We start from the raw sequence: 21,570 nt of genomic DNA, 5'->3' as shown, positions 1-21,570 counted from the left end.
CTTATGCTCCTTTCGCCCAGCGGTAATTTTTCGAGGACATGGGGTCGGGCTGGTTTTCGAACTGATCTACCTTGCGGGTTTCGTCCGAGATCACATCTGCAACTGGTTTGATCTCATCCATGTGCCCGCCCAGCGTGCCATAGTCGCTGACACGCATTGTGAACTCAATGGGGGCGACCAGCGCCGGGGTCGGAACGTATCCGAACGATCCCGTGGGCATGTCCAGAATGTCCACCATCACGGTGATGCCGCCGCCGGGCCAGACATAAGCCTCGGCCCCACCGCAAGATACAAAGGTCAGCGAGTCCTTGACCGATTTCGTGAGGCGAACCGGGTTTTCTGTGACGCCCGCCCGCAGGCTGCCGCCTGCGCCGCCCATGAACAGGACCGAGCAAACCGAAGGTTCGCAGTTTTCGGCAATCAACTCGGCAGACGCCTTCAGCGCCGGGGGAATCTCGACGGGTTGGGGTTTCAGCTCGGCATCCAGTTCAAAATAGCCATATTGCTCACCCGTGGTGGATACCATCAACAGGCTCATACCTTCACGCGCAAATTTCGGATTGAAATCGCCCAGAATTTTCAGCGGATCCTCGATATCCGTACCGCCCCAGCCGGTGCCGGGTTCTGCGACCTGAAAATAGCGACCCGGGGTGGAACGGCGACCATTGATTTTGATGCCCGTGGGTTCGACATCCAGCAGTTTGCCTGCCTGGTGCTCTGACAGAACGCCGGTAATGTGGTCGTCGACCACTACCACGTCATCCACGTGTTCAATCCATTGCTTGGCGAACATTCCGATTGTGGCCGAGCCGCAGCCCACCCGCATCAGTTTTTCCTCAACCCCGTTGATGATGGGCGCTTTGCCGGCCTGAACAACAACCGTGGTCTCATGTCCTTCATCGCCGATCACCATTTCGACGGCTTCACGATTGCACAGCCGAAGCAGGGCATCGCAGGTGATCCGGCCTTCTTTCTTGGTGCCGCCGGTCAGGTGTTCCACACCGCCCAGCGACAACATCTTGGATCCGTATTCCGAGGTCATGACGTGCCCGACAGGCTCACCATTTACGCGGACGACATCGCGTTCGTGGCCGATATGACGGTCGGTGTCGATCTTCACCTTGACGCCGCAATACGAGAATATCCCCTCGGTCACCACGGTGACCATATCCACGCCCGCCACGTCCTGGCTGACGATGAAGGGCGCGGGTTTGTAGTCGGGATAGGTCGTGCCCGCGCCGACGGCCGTCACAAAGGGCCGTTTTCCCTGCACGATGTCGCCGTCCCAATCTTCGGGGCCCTTACCATCCTTCAGGAACGGGACCAGACGAGTGTCTTCTGCACTTTCGATGATGGTCAGCGCATCCAGTCGGACAAGATTGCCGCAATGGTTGGCATAGCGGTCGCAGGCCCCGATTTTGCCATCTGCGATAAAGCACATCACCGGGCAGGCGTCGCAGCGGATTTTTTCCGGTGTTGTGCGCTCAGTTGCCATCTGTCAATTCCTTGATTGCTGCGCGCATTTTTGCTGGTGTGGCGGGACCTTGGGTCAGCCGAACGCCGCAGGCGCGCTTGATTGCGTTAAATAGGGCCGGGGCCGTCGGGATTAGCACGTGCTCACCCAGGCCTTTGGCGCCATAGGGGCCGTGGGCATCCTCTTCCTCGATGATCAGCGTTTCGATCGGAGGGATGTCACCAATGGTCGGGACCAGATAGTCATGCAGGTTCTCGGTGCGGCCGGGCAGGTATTCTTCCATCAGTGCCATGCCCAGACCCTGCGCGATACCGCCCTGTACCTGACCTTCGACCAGCATCGGGTTGATCGCCTTGCCAACGTCATGGGCGGCCACGAATTTGATCGGTTTCACCGTGCCCAGCTTTGTGTCCACCTCGACAACCGCCAGATGCGCAGCATAACCAAACTGAGCATAAGGTATCCCCTGACCGTTTTCGTCCAACGGTTTTGTGGGCGGGTCATAGGTTTCTTCGGCGCGCAGGACGTAACCTTCTGCGTCAGGCTCCAGCACAGTCAGGTCGATAGAGTGATGTTGCCCGTTGTCGTCCACCACAATCAAACCTGCGCTCAGGGTGATCACGGCGTCAGGCCCGGCGTTCACGCGGGACAGTATCTGAGCCCGCATCGCTTCGCCCGACAAACGTGATGCACTGCCGGATACATATGTCTGACGCGAGGCCGAGGTCTTGCCCGCATCCGGTGTCACATCCGTATCGGCGCCGATAATTTCAATCTGCGCAACCGGAACCCCAAGAGCGGTGGCAAAGATCTGGGTTATTACAGTATTAGCGCCCTGGCCGATATCCATCGCCCCTTGGTGCAGGACCAAACTGCCATCGGGCCGGATGCCCGATTTGATCGTCGACGGGTTGGGCAACGAAGTGTTGCCACACCCGTACCAGCCTGCCGCCAATCCGACACCGCGCTTTAACGTGCTATTTTGTGCGTTGAATGCCTTGGCCGTTTTGCTCTCTTCGGCCCAAGCGGGACGCAGCGCTTCGAGGCAGGCGCGAATGCCAACACCTTGATCGAAGATCTGCCCGCAAACGGTGGGGACCCCATTTTCCAGTGCGTTGTTGATGCGGAAATCAAGCGCGTCGATGCCCAACTTGTCCGCCAACTCATCGAACAGGCTTTCCTGCGCGATGGCTGATTGCGGAACGCCAAAGCCGCGGAATGCGCCCGACGGCGGGCAATGCGTATGGATGCCTTTGGCTTCGGCGCGGTAGTCGGCAATTCTGTAGGGACCCGAGGCATGAACAGGAACCCGGTTGGCCACGGTCGGACCCCAGCTGGCATAGGCGCCTGTGTTGAACAGCCCGTCAAATGTCATCCCACTGATGCGGCCGTCCTTGGTTGCCCCGATCTTGACCCGCAGGTCGGAAGGGTGGCGTTTGGTGGTGGACTGCATGGACTCGGTCCGCGAGTACGTCAGTCGCACCGGCTTGCCGGTTTTGAGCGCGGCAAGAGCCAAATAAGGCTGCACCGAAATATCCAGTTTTGAGCCGAACCCGCCGCCGACCCCGGTCGGGGCAATACGGATCTGATCGCGCGGCATTCCCAGGATGATCTCCAGCGCGTCAAGGTCCATCACCGGAGCTTGCGTGCAGGCATGGACTTCGACCCGCCCGTTCACGATCTCGGCGAACCCGGCCTCAGGCTCGATATACCCATGTTCCACAAACCCCGAGCGGAAATGGCCTTCGACCACAACATCTGCGTTGGCCAACGCGGTTTCTGGGGTTCCGCATTTCACGAAACCGGCGCACATAACGTTTCCGTCGCGATCTGAGTGCAGCTGCGCGGCTTGGGGCGTCATGGCGTCCAGTGAATCCAACGCGGGGGGTCTTTCCTCCCACGTTACCGGAAAATCTGCTGGGTCGAAGGTTGCCAGAACCTCGGGCAGGCCAATGATGGCGGCGACAGCCTCACCACGGAACCGAGCCTCGGATTCCGCGAATACAGGTTGGTCGGCAAAGTCGGGAATAACGCCAAAGTTGTTGCGCCCAGGAATGTCGGCCGCAGTCAGGACTGCTTCGATCCCAGGGGTCTTATTGGCCCAAGTGTCCAGATCGCCAAGTGTAAATCCGGCACGGTGATAGGGGGAACGGATGACACAGATTTCTAACGTACCTGCCGGGGCAACATCATCGCCAAAAAGTTCTGTGCCTGTAACCTTGTCGTGCCCATCTACGCGCCAGATGGCGTTGCCCGCGTGCCCCAGTGTTGCTTCTGGCAAAGCAGGCGCACCAGCGGCAACAACGGCATCGATAATCTTGCGATACCCGGTGCAGCGGCACAAAACGCCGCCTAGGGCATCCTGGACCTGCTCATTGTTTGGCTCAGGTGTCTCGCGCAGCAAAGCGACGGCGGAGGTCATCATACCAGGTGTACAAATTCCGCACTGCGCCGCGCCGTGGTTCTGAAAGCTGTCTGCCAAACGTTTGGCAATCTGATCATCCTGCGTCAGCCCGGACACCGTTTCCACGGACCGCCCGGCAGCCTGTTGCGCCGGAACCAGACAGGCGCAGACCGGATCACCATCGACCAGTACAGTGCAAGCACCACAGTCGCCGGCGTTGCATCCGATCTTGACGTCGCGTGCTGACAGCCGCTCGCGCAGCATTTCCGACAGGCGCTCACCCACGCGCGGCACCGCGCTGACGGGGTGGCCGTTCAAGGTGAATTCGGTCGTGAATTCATCAGCACGTTTATCCATGGTGTTGTCCCGCTTCTGCGATTGCCCGGACACATTGTTCTGTCACAGCGTCCAGTCGGAATGCGGCGTCCCCGCGGACGTCATCAATGGGGCTAAGCGGTGCCAAATGCTCTGATGAAACTTCAACCGTTTCAGGGGATTTCCCGATCAATTCGGCTTCGAGCTGTACCAGCCTTTGTGCCACGGCTGACGCAGCCCCCGCGGCGATGCGCGCATAGTTGATCCGGTGGTTTTCATCTAGGCCGATGATGACAGAAGTCATCGTGATCGAGATCACAAGGTATCGCCGCGCGCCGAGTTTTTCGAAATGTCCAACAGTCCCTTTGGGCGGATCGGGCAGGTAGATCGCGGTCACAATCTCATCGTCGGACAGCGCCGTTTTGCGCACGCCAGTGATGAACTCTGACAGCGAAACCTCGCGAAAGCCACGGGCCGAGCCAAGTTCAACGCTGGCCTCCAGCGTCAGCAGCGGTGGCACGCCGTCAGCGGCAGGCGAGGCATTGCACAGGTTCCCTGCAATCGTGCCGCTGTTCTGGATCTGCAGGCTACCGACTTCCCGCGCTGCCATTTGCAGGCCCTTAAATGCCACGGGCAGATTGGCCCGGGCAATGTCTGTCCAGCTTGTTGTGGCTCCGATTCTCCAACGGTCATCCACAAGTTGGATGCCCGAAAGACCATTGATGCGTGTGACGTCCAATATGTCGGTGTGCAGCTCATGGCGCTCCCGGGATGGGAAAAAGTCAGTGCCGCCAGCGACAACCGTCAGATCATTGCTGGTCAGCAAATCAAATGCATCATCGAGTGTGTTGGGAGAGAGATACCGCAAAGTGTCTATCCTGATGAGAAATTTCTCGTTAGTACACAAATGATATTACGCGAACAAAAAAAATGTCAACGATTTGTTTTGGCCAGTTTTGTTTATCATGAGCGCGGGCGGGAAATTGGATCACGGATATTCAGTCGATTGATCATTCCCCTTATTTTCAGGGCCAATTGAGGAGCAGTCACTCTAGGCGAGATGAAATTGGGCGATGTGACGGCGCATTGCCGATTTTGTTTCACGAATGTCCAGAAGTTCCAAATTACGTCAGTAATTCGTTGACACACTAACAAACAGTCATGAATATAGTGATCGATCACTCACCCTCGTGTGGATCTTACAACGGGCTGAAACCTACCGCCTGGTGTCAATAGGGAGGAAGAAATGAACAAGTTCAATTTGATGATGGCGACCGCACTTGCTGCTGGTCTTGTTGCAGGGGCCGCTGCGGCACAGGAAAAAGTACGAATCGCTTTCATTGATCCGCTATCCGGGCCATTTGCGACGACGGGCACACAAGGCCTGGCAATCTATCGCCACAGCGTCAAAGAGCTGGTGAACGAACCTGGCGGGCTGTTGGATGGCAATGCCGAATTTGAGATGGTGCCTTTCGACAATAAGATCAGCGCAAAGGAATCTCTCATCCAGTTGCAGGTTGCCATGGATCAGGGCATTCGCATCATCGCTCAGGGCGCATCATCCGGTGTGGCGAACGCGCTGACCGAAGCCGTTGCCAAGCACAATCGTCGCAATCCTGATGATCCGGTTATCTTCCTCAACCACTCGGCCGTTGACCCGGCGTTGACCAATGACAAGTGCCAGTTCTGGCATTTCCGCTTTGACGCCAATGCTGACATCAAAATGGACGCGTTGACCGATGACATTGCAGCCAACCCGGATATTAAAAAAGTCTATGTGATCGGTCAGGACTATTCGTTCGGTAAAGCTGTTGCTGCGGCCGCTCAGCGTTTCCTTCAGGAAAAGCGCCCCGATATTGAGATTGTCGGGAACGAGTTGCACCCGATCGGCAAAGTCAAAGACTTCACGCCCTACGCGCGCAAGATTGTTGGTTCGGGCGCAGATGCCGTGATCACCGGTAACTGGGGTGGCGATATGGTCGGCCTGGGAAAAGCGGTTATGGGTGCCGGTTTCGACAAGCCGATCTACACCTACTATGGCGCGACCTCAGGCATCACCGCGGCCTTTGGTGAAGAAGGCGACGGTATCGTCAAGCTGGTCGGAGCAGGTCAGGTCAATCCGGCCCCAACACCTGAAGCGCAGGAGTTCATCGAAGCCTTCTATGTAAGCTTCCCGGATCTGGACTTTGGTCAGCCTCAGATGGCGAATGTCGCACCGATGCTGGCAGCCGCGATCAACGAAGTTGGCAACGCCACGGATATCAAGGCGATCGCCTACGCGCTGGAAGGTATGGAATACGACAGTATTGTCACTGGCAAGACCTTGATGCGTGAAAGCGATCACCAGACGATCCAGACCGTGACCGTGCAAGGGCAGACACCCGAGGCTGCGTTCGACTATGACAATTCTGGCCGTGGTATGGTTGCAGAAACGGTAGTCGAACTGGCGTCCAATGACTCGCCCACCACGTGCGAGATGAAACGCCCATAACCCTCTAACCACTCTGGTGGTCCGTCCGAATTCCGGGCGGGCCCCCAGGCTACCACTCAATAAAATGCAGGGAGACACGTAATGGCGCTGTTCCTCGTGAACGTGTTGGATGGATTTGTGACTGGTTTGTTGCTGTTCATGCTATGCAGCGGTCTGACACTGATCTTTTCCATGATGGGCGTTCTGAACTTTGCTCATGCCAGTTTTTACATGCTGGGTGCCTATTTCGCCTATCAGATCAGCCTCGTCACCGGGTTCTGGGTCGGCTTGCTTGTCGCGCCATTGATTGTCGGTTTGATCGGAGCTTTGATCGAGCGATACGGGTTAAGACGAGTTCACAAGTACGGGCATGTGCCGGAGCTTATCTTTACCTTTGGTCTTGCGCTGCTGATTGAAGAAACGATTCAATTCTTCTGGGGCAAGAGCCAGCTTCCATTCTCGGAACCTGCCGCGCTGGATTTTGCCGCTTTCGCCATCGCTGGAAATGCCTTTCCTGCCTACAAGGTTTTCATGATCGCCGTTGCGATGGGGATATTCCTGACGCTGCTATACATTCTGACCAAGACCCGTATAGGCATGACCATTCAGGCTGCGCTCAGCTATCCCGAAACCGTGCAGAACCTGGGTCATAACGTACCGTTGGTCTTTATGTGCGTGTTTGGCGTAGGAACCGCGATGGCCGGGCTGGCCGGCGTCATCGCTGGTCCGGTTCTGGGCGTATTCCCTGGCATGGCGGTACAGCTTGGTTCAATCGTTTTCGTGACCATCGTGATCGGCGGTTTGGGTTCGCTTTGGGGCGCCTTGGTTGCATCCCTGATTATCGGCTGGCTTCAGACCTTTGCCACCGCCTATGACGTCACGGCTGAACAGGTGCTGACCGCGATCGGCTTTACCAAGCCAGAGATGATCTGGGATCATCCGCTGCAGGACCTTTGGACACTGACGCTGCCTCAGCTTGGCCCGATCTTGCCGTACCTGTTGATGATCATCGTTCTTGTTCTGCGCCCGCAGGGTCTTATGGGGAACCGTGAATCATGAGTATCGCTAGTAAAACGCCTTTAACTGCGGGCACTACGCGGCTGATATCGCTATCAAACGTGATGCCCTGGGCTTTTGCCGCTTTGTTCCTGTTGTGCCTGCCATTTGTGTTCCAATCCAGTTCGGCACTGACGATCATGAACCAGATGGCAATCACCATCGTCTTCGCGCTGAGTTACAACATGTTGCTGGGACAGGGCGGGATGCTGTCCTTCGGTCATGCGGTCTATATGGGCCTTGGCGGGTTCTTCGCCATGCACGTGATGAACATGGTCGAGGACGGGCTATGGTTGCCTTTGCCGTTTCTTCCGGTAGTCGGAGGCTTGTTCGGCATGGTCTTCGCCTTCCTGATAGGTAGTTTTTCGACCCGTCGGGCAGGCACTGTATTCGCCATGATCTCGCTTGGTGTCGGAGAGCTGATCGCCGCCTGTTCTGTCATCATCGTGGTGTTTTTTGGCGGCGAAGAAGGCATCTCGGGCGACCGGACCATGGGTCCGCCAGTGTTCGGATATGAGTTCCTTACACAGCAAGAGGTCTATTACCTTACGGTCGTGTGGCTTTTGGTGGCAGCGCTGCTGATGTATCTGTTCTCGCGCACGCCAATCGGGCGGATCGCCAACGCAGTACGTGACAACGAAGAACGCGCCGAGTTTCTGGGGTATTCCCAGCGCAACGTACGCTGGATTTCCTTCTGCGCTTCGGGCTTCTTTGCCGGTGTTGCCGGGTCATTGTTCGCGATCAACTTTGAAATTCTGACCGAGGAAAACCTGAACCTTGCAACGTCAGGCTCGATCCTACTGATCACCTTCATTGGTGGTGCCGGCTTCTTTGTCGGGCCGATCATCGGGGCGGTCGTGTTCACCTTGCTTCAAACGGTTCTTGGCCTGCATACCGAATTGTGGGCGCTGTATCTGGGCATATTGTTCGTGGCCTGTGTGATGTTCTTCCCGTCTGGTTTTGCCGGGTTGATCGCGATGCATCGACGACCACTTGCCCTAGGTAAACTGAAATTGCTGATCAAGCCGTATCTCAAGGTGGCAATCCCCGCGATCACGAGTGTCTTGTCCCTGGCCGCCATTCTGGAAATTCTCTTCCACAAGCGCCACGGATACGGTGGCGATCACGAGATGCACCTTTATGGCATTGCCTTTGACAGTGGTGGCTACCAAGCCATAGCCTTTGCAGTAATCATCGCCGCGATCTCACTATTCCTTGTGTCCCGCGTTTTGCCGGAAATCCGTGAAGCCTGGGACAATGCGAACCATGCGGAGGACCGGGCATGAGCGCTCCTGCTATCGAGCTAAGAAACCTCGAAAAAAGTTTTGGTCTGGCTAAGATCATTCAGGGTGTGAACCTGCAGATCGCAAAAGGTGAACGCCATGCGGTCATTGGGCCAAACGGGGCCGGGAAGTCGACCCTGTTCAACCTGATCACCGGGCGGTTCGCGCCGACCTCGGGCGGGGTGTTTCTGCACGGCGAAGATGTCACCGGATTGAAGCCCTTCGAGATCAACCGCCGTGGTCTCAGCCGATCTTTCCAGATCACCAACATTTTTCCCAACATGACCGTGTTCGAAAACATTCGTTGCGGGTTGTTGTGGACAATGGGGTATCGCTATTCGTTTTGGCACATGATTGGTCGGCAGCAGGATGTGACTGAAAAGGCTGAGGGTATTCTGGCACAGATCAATCTGACCGCGCGCCGGAATGAACTGGCAGGCACGCTAGCTTATGCCGAACAGCGCGCGCTTGAGATTGGGATCACGATCGCTGGCGGAGCCGATATCATTCTGCTGGACGAACCCTGCGCCGGGATGAGCCATTCAGAAACTGACCTGATCGTCGATCTGATACGCAACGTGACCGAGGATAAGACACTATTGATCGTCGAGCACGACATGGGCGTGATCTTCGATTTGGCGGACAAGATCTCGGTCCTTGTATATGGCGAAGTGATCGAATCCGACACGCCGGACGTCGTGCGTGCATCGGTGAAAGTGAAAGAAGCCTATTTGGGCGCAAGTTTGGAAGAGGAGGCGGTGTAATGCTTCAGGTCACCGACTTGCACGCATATTACGGAAAAAGTCACATTCTTCAGGGGGTGAACCTTGAAGTGGGCGAGGGCGAAATCGTCTCGCTGCTGGGGCGCAACGGGGTTGGGCGGTCAACCACCTGCAAGGCGATCATGGGCGAGGTCGCGCCACATGGGTCGATCAAGTTCCGCGGCCAGGAGATCGCTGGTCGCAAGAGCTTTGAGATTGCCAAGGCCGGGATTGGCTACGTGCCCGAAAACCGGGATATCTTTCCCGGTCTCACAACGCGCCAAAACCTGATACTGGGGCTGAAGCCGGGCCAAAAGGACGGCGATGGCCGCTGGTGTATCGAGGACATGTTTGAGATGTTTCCCAACTTGCGCAACCGTGCGGATGTGGATGCCTCGGTCATGTCGGGCGGCGAAAAGCAAATGCTGACCATCTGTCGCGCTTTGATGGGCAATCCCGATTTCATCATGATCGACGAACCGACCGAAGGTCTGGCCCCGAAGATTGTTGAGCAAGTGGGGGATCTGCTGCTGCAGATTGCCGAGCGTGGCGTCTCGATCCTGTTGGTCGAGCAAAAGCTGACTATCGCTTTGCGTGTGACCAACCGGGTTTACGTCATGGGTCACGGGCACATGGTTTACGAAGGCACCCCGCAGGCATTGCGCGAAAATGACGAAATCCGGAAGGAATGGCTGGAGGTCTGAGGCTGTGCCGCAGGCACCTTGCCCATAGTAAGTCGCGCTGTCAGCAATACCGCAAAAAGATTGAAGGGAACTTCGTAAATGCGGAGTTCCCTTCTTTTTTGGTGCACCAGATTATTTTTTCAGGAACGGTGCCATTGTCTTAAAGAACTTCTCGCCATAGGGCGGGCGAAGAGCCTTGAAGACGCCGTCCATGTTGATCTGCTTGAAAATAGCCTTTGCGTGGCTGAACCGTTTGAAGCCGTGCAGGCCGTGATAAGCGCCCATGCCACTATTCCCGACACCGCCAAAGGGCAGGGTGTTCTGGGTCGAATGCATGATGGTTTCGTTGATGCACGCTCCGCCGGAAATGGTGCTTTCCATCACCTGCTCCTGCTCGCCCGTGTCTTTAGCAAATACGTAAGCCGCCAGAGGGCGCGGACGGGTGTTGGCAAAGCTAATGGCCTGATCCAACGAGTCGTAAGGCAGGATTGGCAGGATTGGCCCAAAGATTTCATCCTGCATGACGTCCAGCGCCGGATCGGCGTCGACGATCAGTGTCGGGGGCAGAATTTTCTCATTCGTGGCTGAGAGATCTTCGTTGGCGGGATTGACCTGAACGACCCGCGCCCCTGCCGAGCGTGCCTGCTCCACAAGGCCCTTGAGCCGCTCGAATTGGCGGTCGGTCACGATATGGGTGACATCCGGGTTGCCGGACAGAGTCGGGAAGGCCTCGGCAAGTTTTGCCGCAAGCTGGGTGGCGAATTCTTCCATCTTTGCGCGTGGGACCAAGACATAGTCCGGTGCCAGGCAAACCTGACCCGCATTGAATCCTTTGCCCGCGGCGATCCGGGCGACCGCAAGTTTCATATCTGCGCTGGGGGCGATGATGGCGGGGTTCTTGCCTCCAAGTTCCAGCGTCGTCGGCACCATATGTTCAGCTGCTGCGCGAAGGACGTGCGGGCCAATGGTGCTGGCGCCGGTAAATAGCAGGTGGTCAAAAGGAAGGGCAGTGAACGCCTGTGCGACGTCGACGCCACCGGTCACAACCACGGCTTCGTGCAGGGCGAAGTTTGCTTCTATCAGCGACTTCAAAAGGTCGGATGTGCGGGGTGTGAACTCTGACGGCTTCAGCATGACCGAGTTGCCGGCCGCAAAGGCCTCGGCCATAGGGCCAATGGCCAGATAGATCGGAAAGTTCCAGGGGCTGACAATCCCAATGACACCCAGGGGTTGATAATGGATGCGACCGCGCGCGCCCAGCAATCCCAGGGGAAACTCGACTTTTGCCTTCTCAGGGCGCATCCAACGATCAAGGTTGTCCCGCGCGAATTTTAACTGTTTTACCGTGCCAACGATGTCGGCTGCGATTGTTTCATGTTGTGACCGATTGCCAAAATCGGACGAGATCGCGTCAATCATGGCATCGCGATTATCCAGTACCAGGTCGACTAACCGCGTGATGCGATCCTTGCGTTCAGCCGCGTTTGGCGCGCCATGTTCGGCCTGGTGGGCTTTTTGTGTCTCCAAAAGCGTCGCGAGGCTCTCGGCGGGGTTGGGGCTATGCTGATTCAATACGCGTCTCCTGCGGTTGGTTTTGCGGTGCGCAACCGCCTTCCTGTTGGTCTGTGTGCCCGTTCTGCCCCCTTGGTCACAGGGGTCGGGTTTTGTTTCTTTACCGCCGGGCTGCGAAGTCTGCGTTGACATTTGTCCGGCGATGTGGAAGGTAAGTGATCGTTCACTAATTAGCAAGAGCGCAGTATGACCCTGACCACAGAAGACAGGTTCAAGACCGGCATGCAGTTGCTGGCGGCCTCAACGACCATCATCACTTCAGAATTCGCAGATTCACGCGCTGGAATGGCGGCGACGGCGGTATGTTCGCTAACCGCCGATCCGCCAGCTTTGCTAGTTTGCATCAACCGAACAGCGCGAACATATGGCGTCGTGATGGACAGCCGAAAGTTTGCCGTAAACCTCATACCTGATGACATGACCGAAGTTGTCGGTGCCTTTTCGTCGAAAATGGACAAGGAACAACAGTTCCAGATAGCCGGGACATGGATCAAAGGAGATCTGGGTCTGCCTGTTTTGAAAGAGTCCGTCGTGTCCTTTGAATGCGTGGTCGACAACTGGGCAAATACGAAGACACATGCGGTGTTCTTCGGTATGGTGAAAGAAGTTCACCTAAACCCGGAAAAGTCGGCGCTTATTTATGGGCGCAAGGGATTTCACAAACTCACACCGCTGGAAGGCTGATGCAGGGTCAAAGTGAAATTTCACCAGACTCCGCACGCCCCACGCCACCAAAAAACGACTATCACGTAACTGAAAACTTGCCGTGATGATGCCCGAGAGGAGACACCAATGCCGACGCTTGGACAGCTGATCGACCGAAACGCAGACCGCTTTGGGGATCAAGATGCTTATGTGGAACTGGACCGCCGTCGCAGTTGGCGCGAGTTAGGCCAGCGAACAGATGCGCTGGCACATGCGTTGCGGTCGCTGGATGTCCGCAAAGGTGATCGGGTTGGGGTGATCCTGCCTGACTGCATAGAGGTTGCGGAAACCATAGGTGCTTGCGCCAAGGCCGGTGCGATTCGAGTGGGTCTGAACTATCGCCTTGCCCCGCGCGAAATCGGCGCGCTGATTGACGACGCGGGCTTGGATGTTCTGATCGTGCAGGACACGAAAATTGCAATCGCCCAAGACGCGTTGACCTTCAGCAAGCGCCAGCCGGTGCTGGTAGGGGTCGGTTCCCAACATGCGTTGGAGCGGGACTATGAAACCCTTATCGCATCAGCATCTGATCGCGGGGCCTTCACCGATACCCCGCATGAGCAATTGATGATCTGCTACACCACCGGTTCAACCGGTTTGCCGAAAGGTGCGATCTATCCTCACGCGTTGATGATCGAGTCGATGGGTGTAATCGCCCTGACGGAAGGTGCGGGTCCGGACGATGTATGGTTGCACGCGATGCCGGCATCGGGCGTTCCGATCATTCACCTGCTGCGTAACATGTTCCACGGCACCAAATGTGCCATTGTCGGCGAATGGGATGCTGAAACGGCGCTAAAGCTTATTGACTGTGAGCAGGCGACGATCTGCGTTCTGGTTCCAACGATGCTGAACGACCTGCTGTCTTCCGGCCTGATTACGCAATACAATTGCTCGTCGATCCGGCAGCTGGGGTATGGGTCTGCGCCAATTCCATCCGCGACAGTGCGCGATGCGCTCAAGGCTTTCGGGTGCAAGTTCTTGCAGATGTTTGGCACGACCGAGCTGATGGGCATGGGCATGATGTTGACCGCAACGGATCATGAGCGCGCTTTGAAAGACGGGCACAATTGTCTCGAAAGCGCGGGCCGGCCACTTTTCTACGTGGACGTCCGTGTCGTTGACGAGCAGGGCAATGACCTTCCCAGCGGTGAGGCAGGTGAGCTGCTGATTCACTCGCCTTACGTGATCCCGGGCTATTGGAATCAGGCGGTAGAGTATTCGGAAACCGTCCGCGATGGTTGGCTGCATACCGGGGATATCGCTGTTATCGATGCAGAGGGCTACGTCCAACTCAAGGACCGGGCAAAGTTCCGCATCAAGTCCGGCGGCTATAACGTGTTCCCGGTCGAGGTCGAAAACTGTCTGGCTGAACATGATGCAGTCGACGAAGTCAGTGTGTTCGGCCTGCCGGATCCGAAATGGGGGGATCGGATTCATGCCGTTGTCACCCTGAACTCTGATACGGCTGTTAGTGGCGCAGAACTGCGTGAGTACTGCCGGGGTAAGATTGCCAACTTCAAAATCCCGAAAGATATCGAGATTTGGGACGCATTGCCCAAAGGACCGACCGGCAAAATTCAAAAGCGCGAAATCATCGAGATTTGCTGCCGCGACGATCAAAGCGGTGCGGCTTAAGCACCGTTCCTGACTGAATGCTCATGGTCAGGGGATGAAAGTTCGAAAAACAGTGTGAGGCTTGATCGTTGAAATGCGGTCAAGCCTCTTCGTTTCAATGGCCCAACTCAAATGATGCAGGCCATTCGGTTGGGCAAGCGACCCGGTGAAATCTCTATCGCTTGCCGCGTGTACCTACGCCTCTATGTGCCGCAGTACGGATCTCTGAAAGTAGGTCAGCGGAGATTCCGCCCCAGGACCAGAGGCCATTTTGCCGACCGTGTATTTGGGCGACATCATCGCACGCTGCATTTTCTCGACGACATATACATCCTCGGTCTGGAAGTCTTGCGTTTCCAGCGGATGCACTTTCCAGTGCGAGCTTTTGATCATGCCGGATACTTTGTCATAGCCTGGGATATCCTTGACGGATCCGCGGCTCGACATCCATGATTTTGCGGCCCAGACATAAGCATGCAACCGTGTCACACCGGCGCTTACAGGTTCCATCACAGATATCGAAAAAGACCAGGGGCTTGCCACGATCAGGGTCGTCGGGAACAACATGTAGACGCCGCCATAGCCTTCTTTCTCTGCATGCGGGATTTTCTTCGCGTTCCATTTGTCCATGCGCGTAGACACGAAATTCGGAACACGCGAACGCACGGTTTCATTCTCGGTCGAGTACCAAACCTGATTGTCACCATAAGGGTCCCAGATGTTCTTGTCCTGAGTTGGGCCGCCAAGGGTGTTCTTGTGCAGATAGGCCAGATGGTATCCGTCGATCGCATTCTCGAAGAACACTTTCCAGTTGCACTGCATTTCATAGGTTACAGGTTCGCCGTAAGATATCAGTTCAGGGCTGGTGATGTCGTGCGGCCAGACGACATCTTCCAATCCGCTGAGCCAATCGGACAGGTCCTGATCGGGTTCGGGATTGGCAAAGACAATGCCCTTGAACACCGCGACCGAAGCTCTGTGCAGGCCGTTTTCTTTTTTGTTGATGTCCGGGAAACAGGCCTTCTGGTCAGGGATGCCACGCAGCGCGCCATCCAGGCCAAAAGTCCACGAGTGATAGGGGCACACGATCGTTTTGCCCGCATTTCCGCAGCCGCGGTCCAGCAATTCGGTTCCGCGATGGCGACAAATGTTGTGGAACGCCCGCAGTTCGCCGTCGTTTCCGCGGATTACGACCAAGGTAAAGTGCCCTGCCTTGGCCGTCATGTAATCGCCCGCATTGGCAACCTTTGACTCGACGCCAGCAAACACCCAGCTGCCCGAAAACAGTTTCTTGTTTTCCTGCGCCAGCCATTCATCTGATGTGTAGGCTTCAGAAGGCAATTCCTGGGTGGCGACCTCTGGCATTTGGTTCGGCTGTTGCATGAAGGATCTCACAAATGGCTGCTAAGTTTTCATTGCTGTCAACGTTGACAGGTAACCTTGAGCGCGGCATATGTCAATGAAAAGTGATCGTTCACTAAATTAGACGATTTGGAAGAAATTGGCCGCAAAAACTGCGGATAATCACGATTTCAAGGGCTTTTGTCCTGAGCCTGATGAAGAGACTGGAAACGCTATGCCGCGCCCGAGCTTAAAACCGCAACGGTCAGAAGAAATCCTTGATGCCTATATGACCTGCGTGGCCCGGTACGGGCTTGATGGCGCCACTCAAGAGCGTGTCGCGGCCGAGGCGGGTGTGAAGCGACCTTTGTTACGGCACTACCTTGGCAATTGTGACCAGATGATTGGTGCGCTAAATCAGCATGTCGCAGACGCGTTCAACAATCTGACATTGGAGTTGGATTGTCATCTTACACAGATCGAAACAGGCGATCAGCTCTTGGAAATCCTATTTGCCGAAGATGAAGAGATCGACCCACGGCTTGCTGCTGCGTGGCAGGGGTTATCCGCATCAGTCGGGGATCATCCCGAACTTGCGGAGGCGTTGCTGGAAGTCCTGGCACGTTTTGTGGCGGTTCTTGAGAAGTTCCTTGCTCGCGTGTCGCCCGACGCCATACCAGAACGGGTGAAGGCCGTGGCGCAGGGCATTTCAACGATCTTCCTGTCCCTCGATTCACTGGCCGCACTTGATGCGCCGTCCGCTTGGCGCGCCGAATTGAAGCGGGCGGCTTCATTGCTGACGGAAACTTTGTAATTGCCAAGTCGGGTCGCATCCGACGACCTCAGCGCGGCAGACCCTCTTCGGTTTGGGCCTGCGTGGACAGCCAGTGACGAAAGCTGCGCAGCGACGGGTCGTCCGACTTGGTTTTAGGCCAAACAAGATAGTAGGCGCCCATCATCTCAACCGCGTCCGGGAAGGCTGCGATCAGTTTGCCTGTCGCGAGGTCCTGTTCGATCAAATAATTGGGCAACAACGCAACGCCAAGACCGTGAACCGCCGCCTGATTGATCGTTGTGTATTGATCGTAAATCGTTCCGGGCAACGCGTCGGGATGGCTTGTCCCCATATGGCTGAACCATTCTTGCCAGGCGTGGGGCCGGGTCTGGATGTGCAGCAATGGGAGTTTCAGCAGATCTCGCGGTGATGACGGCGCGCCTTTGGGCAGCAAGGATGGCGCGCAAACCGGCAATACACTTTCCACTCGCAGCAGCAGCCGATCCGTGCCGGGCCAATCGGGTTCTCCAAAATGCAGCGCCGCGTCGAAGGGTTCAGCGGTGAAACTGAACGGACGCAGGCGGGTCGACATGTTGATGGTTATTTCCGGGTGCATTCGGGCAAATTCGGGTAATCTGGGCACTAGCCACCGCATTCCGAACGTCGGCAAAATCGCAAGGTTCAAAGTGCCACCAATAGGAGCCATGTGCAGCTTTAGCGAGGCCTGAGCGATCTGGTTCAGGCCTTGCCGAACCTCGGCAACATATTCCTGCGCAACCGGCGTCAGCAGCAGGCGTTTGCGATCCCGACGGATCAGATCGACACCTAGCTGGGCTTCCAGTGTTTGCAATTGACGGCTGACGGCACTTTGGGTCAGGGCAAGCTCATCAGCGACCGCAGAAGCCGAGCCTAAGCGATCCAACGCCTCAAGGGCGCGGAGTGATGAGATCGAGGGGAAGAGGCGGCGTGGCGTTACCATCTATGCAGTCTGCTCATGAATCGTCTCAGTATCTTGCAGTCATTTGCGGTCTATTCAAGCGTACTTATTCACCGTTATTTGCGAAGACTGTCAGCTCGGTTGAGCTTCGCAATTGCCACGCCCGAGGGTCGCAAACGGGCCGCCCTAGTGCTGTTCGAACTTATGCAAGATTGGTCAAGGTTGGTGTTGTGGTCGTGCTTTTTAGGTTGTCACAGTTGACAGCAAGAATTCGTTTGCCTATTTCGCTTCGAAACAACGTAAAATCCGGCAGGTGTTAAGCACAATTGCCGAGGTCAAATTGATCAGCTTGCCAACCGTGAAGACGACGGCCCTAGGAGGGGACAGCATGCCGCAAATGTACCATGAGTTACCTGCAGAGGCGTATACATCGCAGGAGTGGTTCGACCGAGAACAGCGAGAGATATTCTCAAAAACATGGCGTTTTGTTGGTTTTATGGAAGATTTGCCCGAGCCAGGCCATTATCTTTCGGTTCAGGCGGGATTGAACAACTTGTTCATCGTCATGGGAAGGGATCGCAGGCTGCGGGCCTTCCACAATATCTGCAGACATAGGGGCACCCAATTGATCCGCGCCGTGGGAAAGACCCAAAAAGCGCTAACCTGCCCCTATCACGACTGGACCTATGATCTAGAAGGCAACCTGATCTCGGTCCCGGATGAGCATCGCGAATATAAGTCCGTCGACAAATCCTGCCTTGGCCTGAAGCCTGCTTCGGTCGATATCTGGAAGGGTATGTTGTTTGTGCATCCCGACCCGAACGCAGGCTCGATCATGAAATGGTTCGGCGATGTGGACGACAAAGTCGGGCCGCACGTGCCAGAAGAGCTGGTGGAGCACGAGGACACATCCAACACCTATGAGATCAAGGCCAACTGGAAGATCGTCGTCGAGAACTACATCGACGTCTACCATCTGAGCCACCTGCATTCGAACACCTTACAGATGTATGACCACGCCAATGCGCAATATGGTTGGTATGGGCCGCACTACATCTTTTGGGAACCGCCGGTCGCAGAGTTCGCCAAAGATCAGAACAAAAAGCTTCAGATGCCGCGGGTCGTTCCCGAAGATCAGAATGGTGCATGGGTGCCGATGCTGTTTCCGGGGGTCGGAATTGGCGCGTCCGAGGACGTATGGAACGTCTTTATCATTACCCCGCTTGCTCCGGACAGGACGCGGATTCTGAACCGGACGCGTGTTGCCAATGCATCGGGCTGGGAGTTTTCGAAACAGGCCACCCGGTCGGCGTCCTTCTGGAACAATTTTGGCATCAAAGGCAAATATGAAGGTGATGATGCGTATGATGAAAACGATCCGATGGCCTCGGGCGATTTCACGCAAGAGGACATCTATGCCTGTGAACAGCAACAGAAATCCCTGACCTCGCCTTATTTCGAAGTTGGTCCAGCCGCCGTTGGGGAAAGCCCCGTGGTTCAACACCAAAGGGTCGTTCGCGATTGGTTGCAAGAAGAATGATCAACCCCGACGACCGGTTGTCGATTGCGACCTTGCTGCGGGTCTTCCGCACAAAAATCGCAACGACTTGGGGTCTGACCCTGGTTGAAACGGGGTTGTTTATCTTCCTTCCCCTGTTGATCGGCTATTCGATCGACGGCCTGTCGAATGGGGACTACAAGTCGTTCATCCATTTCGGTGTTGCGATGGCAGCGCTGCTGGTTGTGTCGACGTTGCGGCGTGTTTACGACACGCGGGCCTATGGCACGATCCGCGTCGAATTGGGTAAGGCGCAGGCCAAACGGGATGCGGGGCGCGAGGTCTCGGTGCTAAATGCGCGGGTACTGATGGCCCGCGAGTTGGTTGATTTTCTGGAGAATGAGGCCCCTGAATCGATGGGTGCAGTCGTGCAGGTTCTGGTCTCGGTTGGTATTCTGATGTCCTTTCACGGGGCACTTGCCACCGCCGCAGGGGCCGCTGCTGTGATTATCCTGATCATCTTTACCCTGTTTTCGCGTCGCTTCTTCCGCCTGAATGGGCTGTTGAACCACCAGTCAGAAAGACAGGTGACTGCGTTGCAAAGCATGGATCTGAAAAAGATCGGCCAGCACTTGTTCCGATTGCGCACGCATGAGGTTCGGTTGTCGGATTCCGAGGCACTTGTCTATGCTGCGATTTTTGCTGTCTTGCTCAGCATGCTGGCCTTCAACCTGTGGTTTGCGGCGACGCAAAGCGGGGCGACGGCAGGGCAGATCTTCTCGGTTGTTACCTATTCGTTCGAGTTTGTGCAATCGGTCGTGATTTTACCGATGGTCCTGCAAAGCCTCGCGCGCTTGTCCGAGATCACCGAGCGGATCAACGCACCGGCATCGAAACAGGGTGCCAATGCCTAATACGTTTAATTCAAACACCCGTCCCATATCGGGTATCATCACACATCCTGCCCTTTCGCACGGCACGAATTTCGGGGGCTCAAATGACCAGAGTTTTTCACCCGCTTGAGGTGCTTGAAACGCGTAGTGAGATCGGCGGGCAGGCCAAATCCGTCATGTTCGACGTGCCGCCACACCTGGCCCAAGACTTTGCCTGGCGTGCCGGTCAGCACCTGACCCTTCGCTTTTGGATCAAGGGTGAAGAGCTGCGCAGAAGCTATTCGATCTCGTCTTCGCCCGTCTCAGGGGATCCGCTGCGTATCACGGTCAAACGGGTGAAAAAGGGGCTCGTCAGCAACCATATCAACGATACGGTTCAAAAGGGTGATGTGATCGACGTCATGCCGCCATTTGGCAGTTTTTGTCTGGATACAGACCCGGAGGAACGGCGCACACACTACTTCTTTGGGGCTGGCGGTGGCATCACCCCGTTGCATTCCATGCTTCAGTCCGTGCTTTTGGCCGAACCTTGGTCGGTTGCACATCTGGCCTATGGTAATGCGAACGCGGACAGTATCCTGTTCAAAGATGAGTTTGCCGCATACCAGCAGGCTTTTTCTGAACGCCTGACGGTGCATCACCTTCTTTCCAAACCCTCAATGTGGTCCAGTTTCGCTTATTGGCGCCGGGGTGTCATCGACAAGGATGCGATCGAGGCGCTGATCACAGAAAATCCGCCTTATGCCCAGAATGCCCAGTACTACATCTGTGGTCCCGGCGGGATGAACAAAGCGGTCAAAGACGCGCTTATGTCTTTGGATGTGCCCGCCAATCGGATTCACATGGAAAGCTACGGCGGCGTGCAAGAGACCGATGACAGTATCAAGGGCGTTGATGCTGTTGTGGACATAACGCTGAACGGTCAGCGACAATCGGTTCAGATGGCATCCGGTCAGACGATCTTACAAGCTGCACAACAGGCGGGGTTGGAGCCGCCATATTCCTGCCAGTCTGGGGTCTGCGGCGCGTGCCGGTGTCAGGTGAATAAGGGCGCAGTTCATATGCGGGCGCGAACCGCTTTGGATGATAATGAGATCGCGAAAGGTGCGGTCCTGTCTTGCCAGGCGGTTGCCACGACAGACAAGCTTGCGGTTAGTTACGATTAACCCGGCCGTTGGCCGGGCCGTCGCTGTCAGGTTTTTTCTTCCAATGTTTCAGCCAATTTCAGCGCAGCGAAATAGGACGAATAACCCCATGTTTTTGGTGGTTTAAGCGGAATGAAAGCATCCGTGGTGATAAAAAGGTTTATGATTCCGTGCGCGACGATCTCGCAGGCTTGTTTGTCGGCTTTTGGGTGTGAGGCAAGAACGATATCTATCGCGACCTTGTAAAAGGCCTCCATCGATTCCAGCAACGGTTTGCGAAGTTCTGGATAAATCTCAATCGAGTTTACGAGCGCCTGATAACAAATGTTGATCCGCGGATCCATCTCACCGTCAGAGTTGAACAGGGCCTCGATCAGATTGCGGACATCGGGATTCTCGGCCAGCGCAACGCGCAATGTTTCGGTCTGTTTGCTGAACGTTTCGACGACATGCTCACCTAGCGCCAGAACCATTGCTTTGCGGTTGCCAAGATGATGGCGGATCAGTGGGCGCTTCAGCCCGGCTTGTGCCGCAATATGTTCAAGTGTGGCCCCTTCGACGCCGTAGCGAACGACGCACGACATAAATGCATCGAGGACTTCTTTTTTTCGTTGATCTTGTACAGAGGGGCGACCCATGCG

General features: G+C 55.9%; 18 protein-coding genes. 11 read left to right on the top strand and 7 right to left on the bottom strand.

Translation table 11 applies throughout. The features are described from left to right. Position 1 precedes the first annotated feature (1 nt). Genes AC2FIB_RS08620 through AC2FIB_RS08610 form a run of 3 tightly spaced genes read right to left on the bottom strand, consistent with a single transcriptional unit; the run spans position 2 to position 5,061 of the window. On the bottom strand, positions 2-1,495 hold the full coding sequence (locus AC2FIB_RS08620) for a 6-hydroxynicotinate reductase (protein WP_496734800.1): 1,494 nt from the start codon (positions 1,493-1,495) through the stop codon (positions 2-4). Continuing rightward, the gene (locus AC2FIB_RS08615) at positions 1,485-4,235 is read right to left on the bottom strand and encodes a molybdopterin-dependent oxidoreductase (protein WP_496841941.1); all 2,751 of its coding nucleotides are present in this window, start codon (positions 4,233-4,235) and stop codon (positions 1,485-1,487) included. Before AC2FIB_RS08615 ends, AC2FIB_RS08620 begins: the two co-directional genes overlap by 11 nt. Then, positions 4,228-5,061 carry an FAD binding domain-containing protein gene (locus AC2FIB_RS08610; RefSeq protein WP_496734796.1) on the bottom strand — a complete coding sequence of 278 codons (834 nt, stop codon included), beginning with the start codon at positions 5,059-5,061 and terminating at the stop codon, positions 4,228-4,230. Before AC2FIB_RS08610 ends, AC2FIB_RS08615 begins: the two co-directional genes overlap by 8 nt. A 378-nt stretch (positions 5,062-5,439) precedes the next feature. Here AC2FIB_RS08610 and AC2FIB_RS08605 point away from each other — a divergent pair, with 378 nt between their 5' ends. The 5 genes from AC2FIB_RS08605 to AC2FIB_RS08585 all read left to right on the top strand — a co-directional run bounded on the left by AC2FIB_RS08605 (position 5,440) and on the right by AC2FIB_RS08585 (position 10,467). Beyond that, on the top strand, positions 5,440-6,684 hold the full coding sequence (locus AC2FIB_RS08605; protein WP_496734794.1) for a branched-chain amino acid ABC transporter substrate-binding protein: 1,245 nt from the start codon (positions 5,440-5,442) through the stop codon (positions 6,682-6,684). 81 nt (positions 6,685-6,765) lie between these two features. Beyond that, the gene (locus AC2FIB_RS08600) at positions 6,766-7,722 is read left to right on the top strand and encodes a branched-chain amino acid ABC transporter permease (RefSeq protein ID WP_496724831.1); all 957 of its coding nucleotides are present in this window, start codon (positions 6,766-6,768) and stop codon (positions 7,720-7,722) included. Next, positions 7,719-9,005, top strand: a complete 1,287-nt coding sequence (locus tag AC2FIB_RS08595) for a branched-chain amino acid ABC transporter permease (protein WP_496734792.1) — start codon at positions 7,719-7,721, stop codon at positions 9,003-9,005. Before AC2FIB_RS08600 ends, AC2FIB_RS08595 begins: the two co-directional genes overlap by 4 nt. Then, positions 9,002-9,766, top strand: coding sequence for an ABC transporter ATP-binding protein (locus AC2FIB_RS08590; protein ID WP_496734790.1), 765 nt, complete (start codon positions 9,002-9,004; stop codon positions 9,764-9,766). Before AC2FIB_RS08595 ends, AC2FIB_RS08590 begins: the two co-directional genes overlap by 4 nt. Further along, the gene (locus AC2FIB_RS08585) at positions 9,766-10,467 is read left to right on the top strand and encodes an ABC transporter ATP-binding protein (RefSeq protein WP_496724825.1); all 702 of its coding nucleotides are present in this window, start codon (positions 9,766-9,768) and stop codon (positions 10,465-10,467) included. The genes AC2FIB_RS08590 and AC2FIB_RS08585 overlap by 1 nt, the downstream gene beginning before the upstream one ends. Before the next feature lie 111 nt (positions 10,468-10,578). Here AC2FIB_RS08585 and AC2FIB_RS08580 read toward each other — a convergent pair whose 3' ends face one another. Next, positions 10,579-12,018, bottom strand: a complete 1,440-nt coding sequence (locus tag AC2FIB_RS08580) for a coniferyl aldehyde dehydrogenase (protein ID WP_496841939.1) — start codon at positions 12,016-12,018, stop codon at positions 10,579-10,581. A 186-nt stretch (positions 12,019-12,204) separates the two neighbouring features. Between AC2FIB_RS08580 and AC2FIB_RS08575 the strand changes: the two genes are divergently transcribed. Both AC2FIB_RS08575 and AC2FIB_RS08570 read left to right on the top strand, forming a co-directional pair. Beyond that, the gene (locus tag AC2FIB_RS08575; RefSeq protein ID WP_496734786.1) at positions 12,205-12,702 is read left to right on the top strand and encodes a flavin reductase family protein; all 498 of its coding nucleotides are present in this window, start codon (positions 12,205-12,207) and stop codon (positions 12,700-12,702) included. A 108-nt stretch (positions 12,703-12,810) separates the two neighbouring features. Next, the gene (locus tag AC2FIB_RS08570; protein WP_496841938.1) at positions 12,811-14,361 is read left to right on the top strand and encodes a class I adenylate-forming enzyme family protein; all 1,551 of its coding nucleotides are present in this window, start codon (positions 12,811-12,813) and stop codon (positions 14,359-14,361) included. 174 nt (positions 14,362-14,535) lie between these two features. Here the strand turns inward: AC2FIB_RS08570 and AC2FIB_RS08565 are convergent, their stop codons facing one another. After that, positions 14,536-15,723 carry an aromatic ring-hydroxylating oxygenase subunit alpha gene (locus AC2FIB_RS08565; protein ID WP_496734783.1) on the bottom strand — a complete coding sequence of 396 codons (1,188 nt, stop codon included), beginning with the start codon at positions 15,721-15,723 and terminating at the stop codon, positions 14,536-14,538. A gap of 193 nt (positions 15,724-15,916) precedes the next feature. Here AC2FIB_RS08565 and AC2FIB_RS08560 point away from each other — a divergent pair, with 193 nt between their 5' ends. After that, positions 15,917-16,495 carry a TetR/AcrR family transcriptional regulator gene (locus tag AC2FIB_RS08560; RefSeq protein ID WP_496734781.1) on the top strand — a complete coding sequence of 193 codons (579 nt, stop codon included), beginning with the start codon at positions 15,917-15,919 and terminating at the stop codon, positions 16,493-16,495. Between the two features lie 28 nt (positions 16,496-16,523). Here the strand turns inward: AC2FIB_RS08560 and AC2FIB_RS08555 are convergent, their stop codons facing one another. Beyond that, on the bottom strand, positions 16,524-17,435 hold the full coding sequence (locus AC2FIB_RS08555) for a LysR family transcriptional regulator (RefSeq protein ID WP_496734780.1): 912 nt from the start codon (positions 17,433-17,435) through the stop codon (positions 16,524-16,526). A gap of 346 nt (positions 17,436-17,781) precedes the next feature. On the opposite strand from AC2FIB_RS08555, the gene AC2FIB_RS08550 reads away from it, so the two are divergent. From AC2FIB_RS08550 to AC2FIB_RS08540, 3 genes are all read left to right on the top strand, one after another. Then, entirely contained in the window at positions 17,782-18,933 is a 1,152-nt protein-coding gene (locus AC2FIB_RS08550; protein ID WP_496841937.1) for an aromatic ring-hydroxylating oxygenase subunit alpha, read from the top strand. Next, positions 18,930-19,805, top strand: coding sequence for an ABC transporter six-transmembrane domain-containing protein (locus AC2FIB_RS08545; protein ID WP_496841936.1), 876 nt, complete (start codon positions 18,930-18,932; stop codon positions 19,803-19,805). The genes AC2FIB_RS08550 and AC2FIB_RS08545 overlap by 4 nt, the downstream gene beginning before the upstream one ends. An 83-nt stretch (positions 19,806-19,888) precedes the next feature. After that, entirely contained in the window at positions 19,889-20,950 is a 1,062-nt protein-coding gene (locus AC2FIB_RS08540; RefSeq protein WP_496734774.1) for a 2Fe-2S iron-sulfur cluster-binding protein, read from the top strand. Positions 20,951-20,976: 26 nt separating this feature from the next. On the opposite strand, the gene AC2FIB_RS08535 is transcribed toward AC2FIB_RS08540, so the two are convergent. After that, entirely contained in the window at positions 20,977-21,513 is a 537-nt protein-coding gene (locus tag AC2FIB_RS08535) for a TetR/AcrR family transcriptional regulator (protein ID WP_496734772.1), read from the bottom strand. Positions 21,514-21,570 lie beyond the last annotated feature (57 nt).

It is taken from the genome of Ruegeria sp. YTSA072 (assembly GCF_059610285.1).
This window is presented reverse-complemented; position numbering and strand designations above follow the sequence as displayed.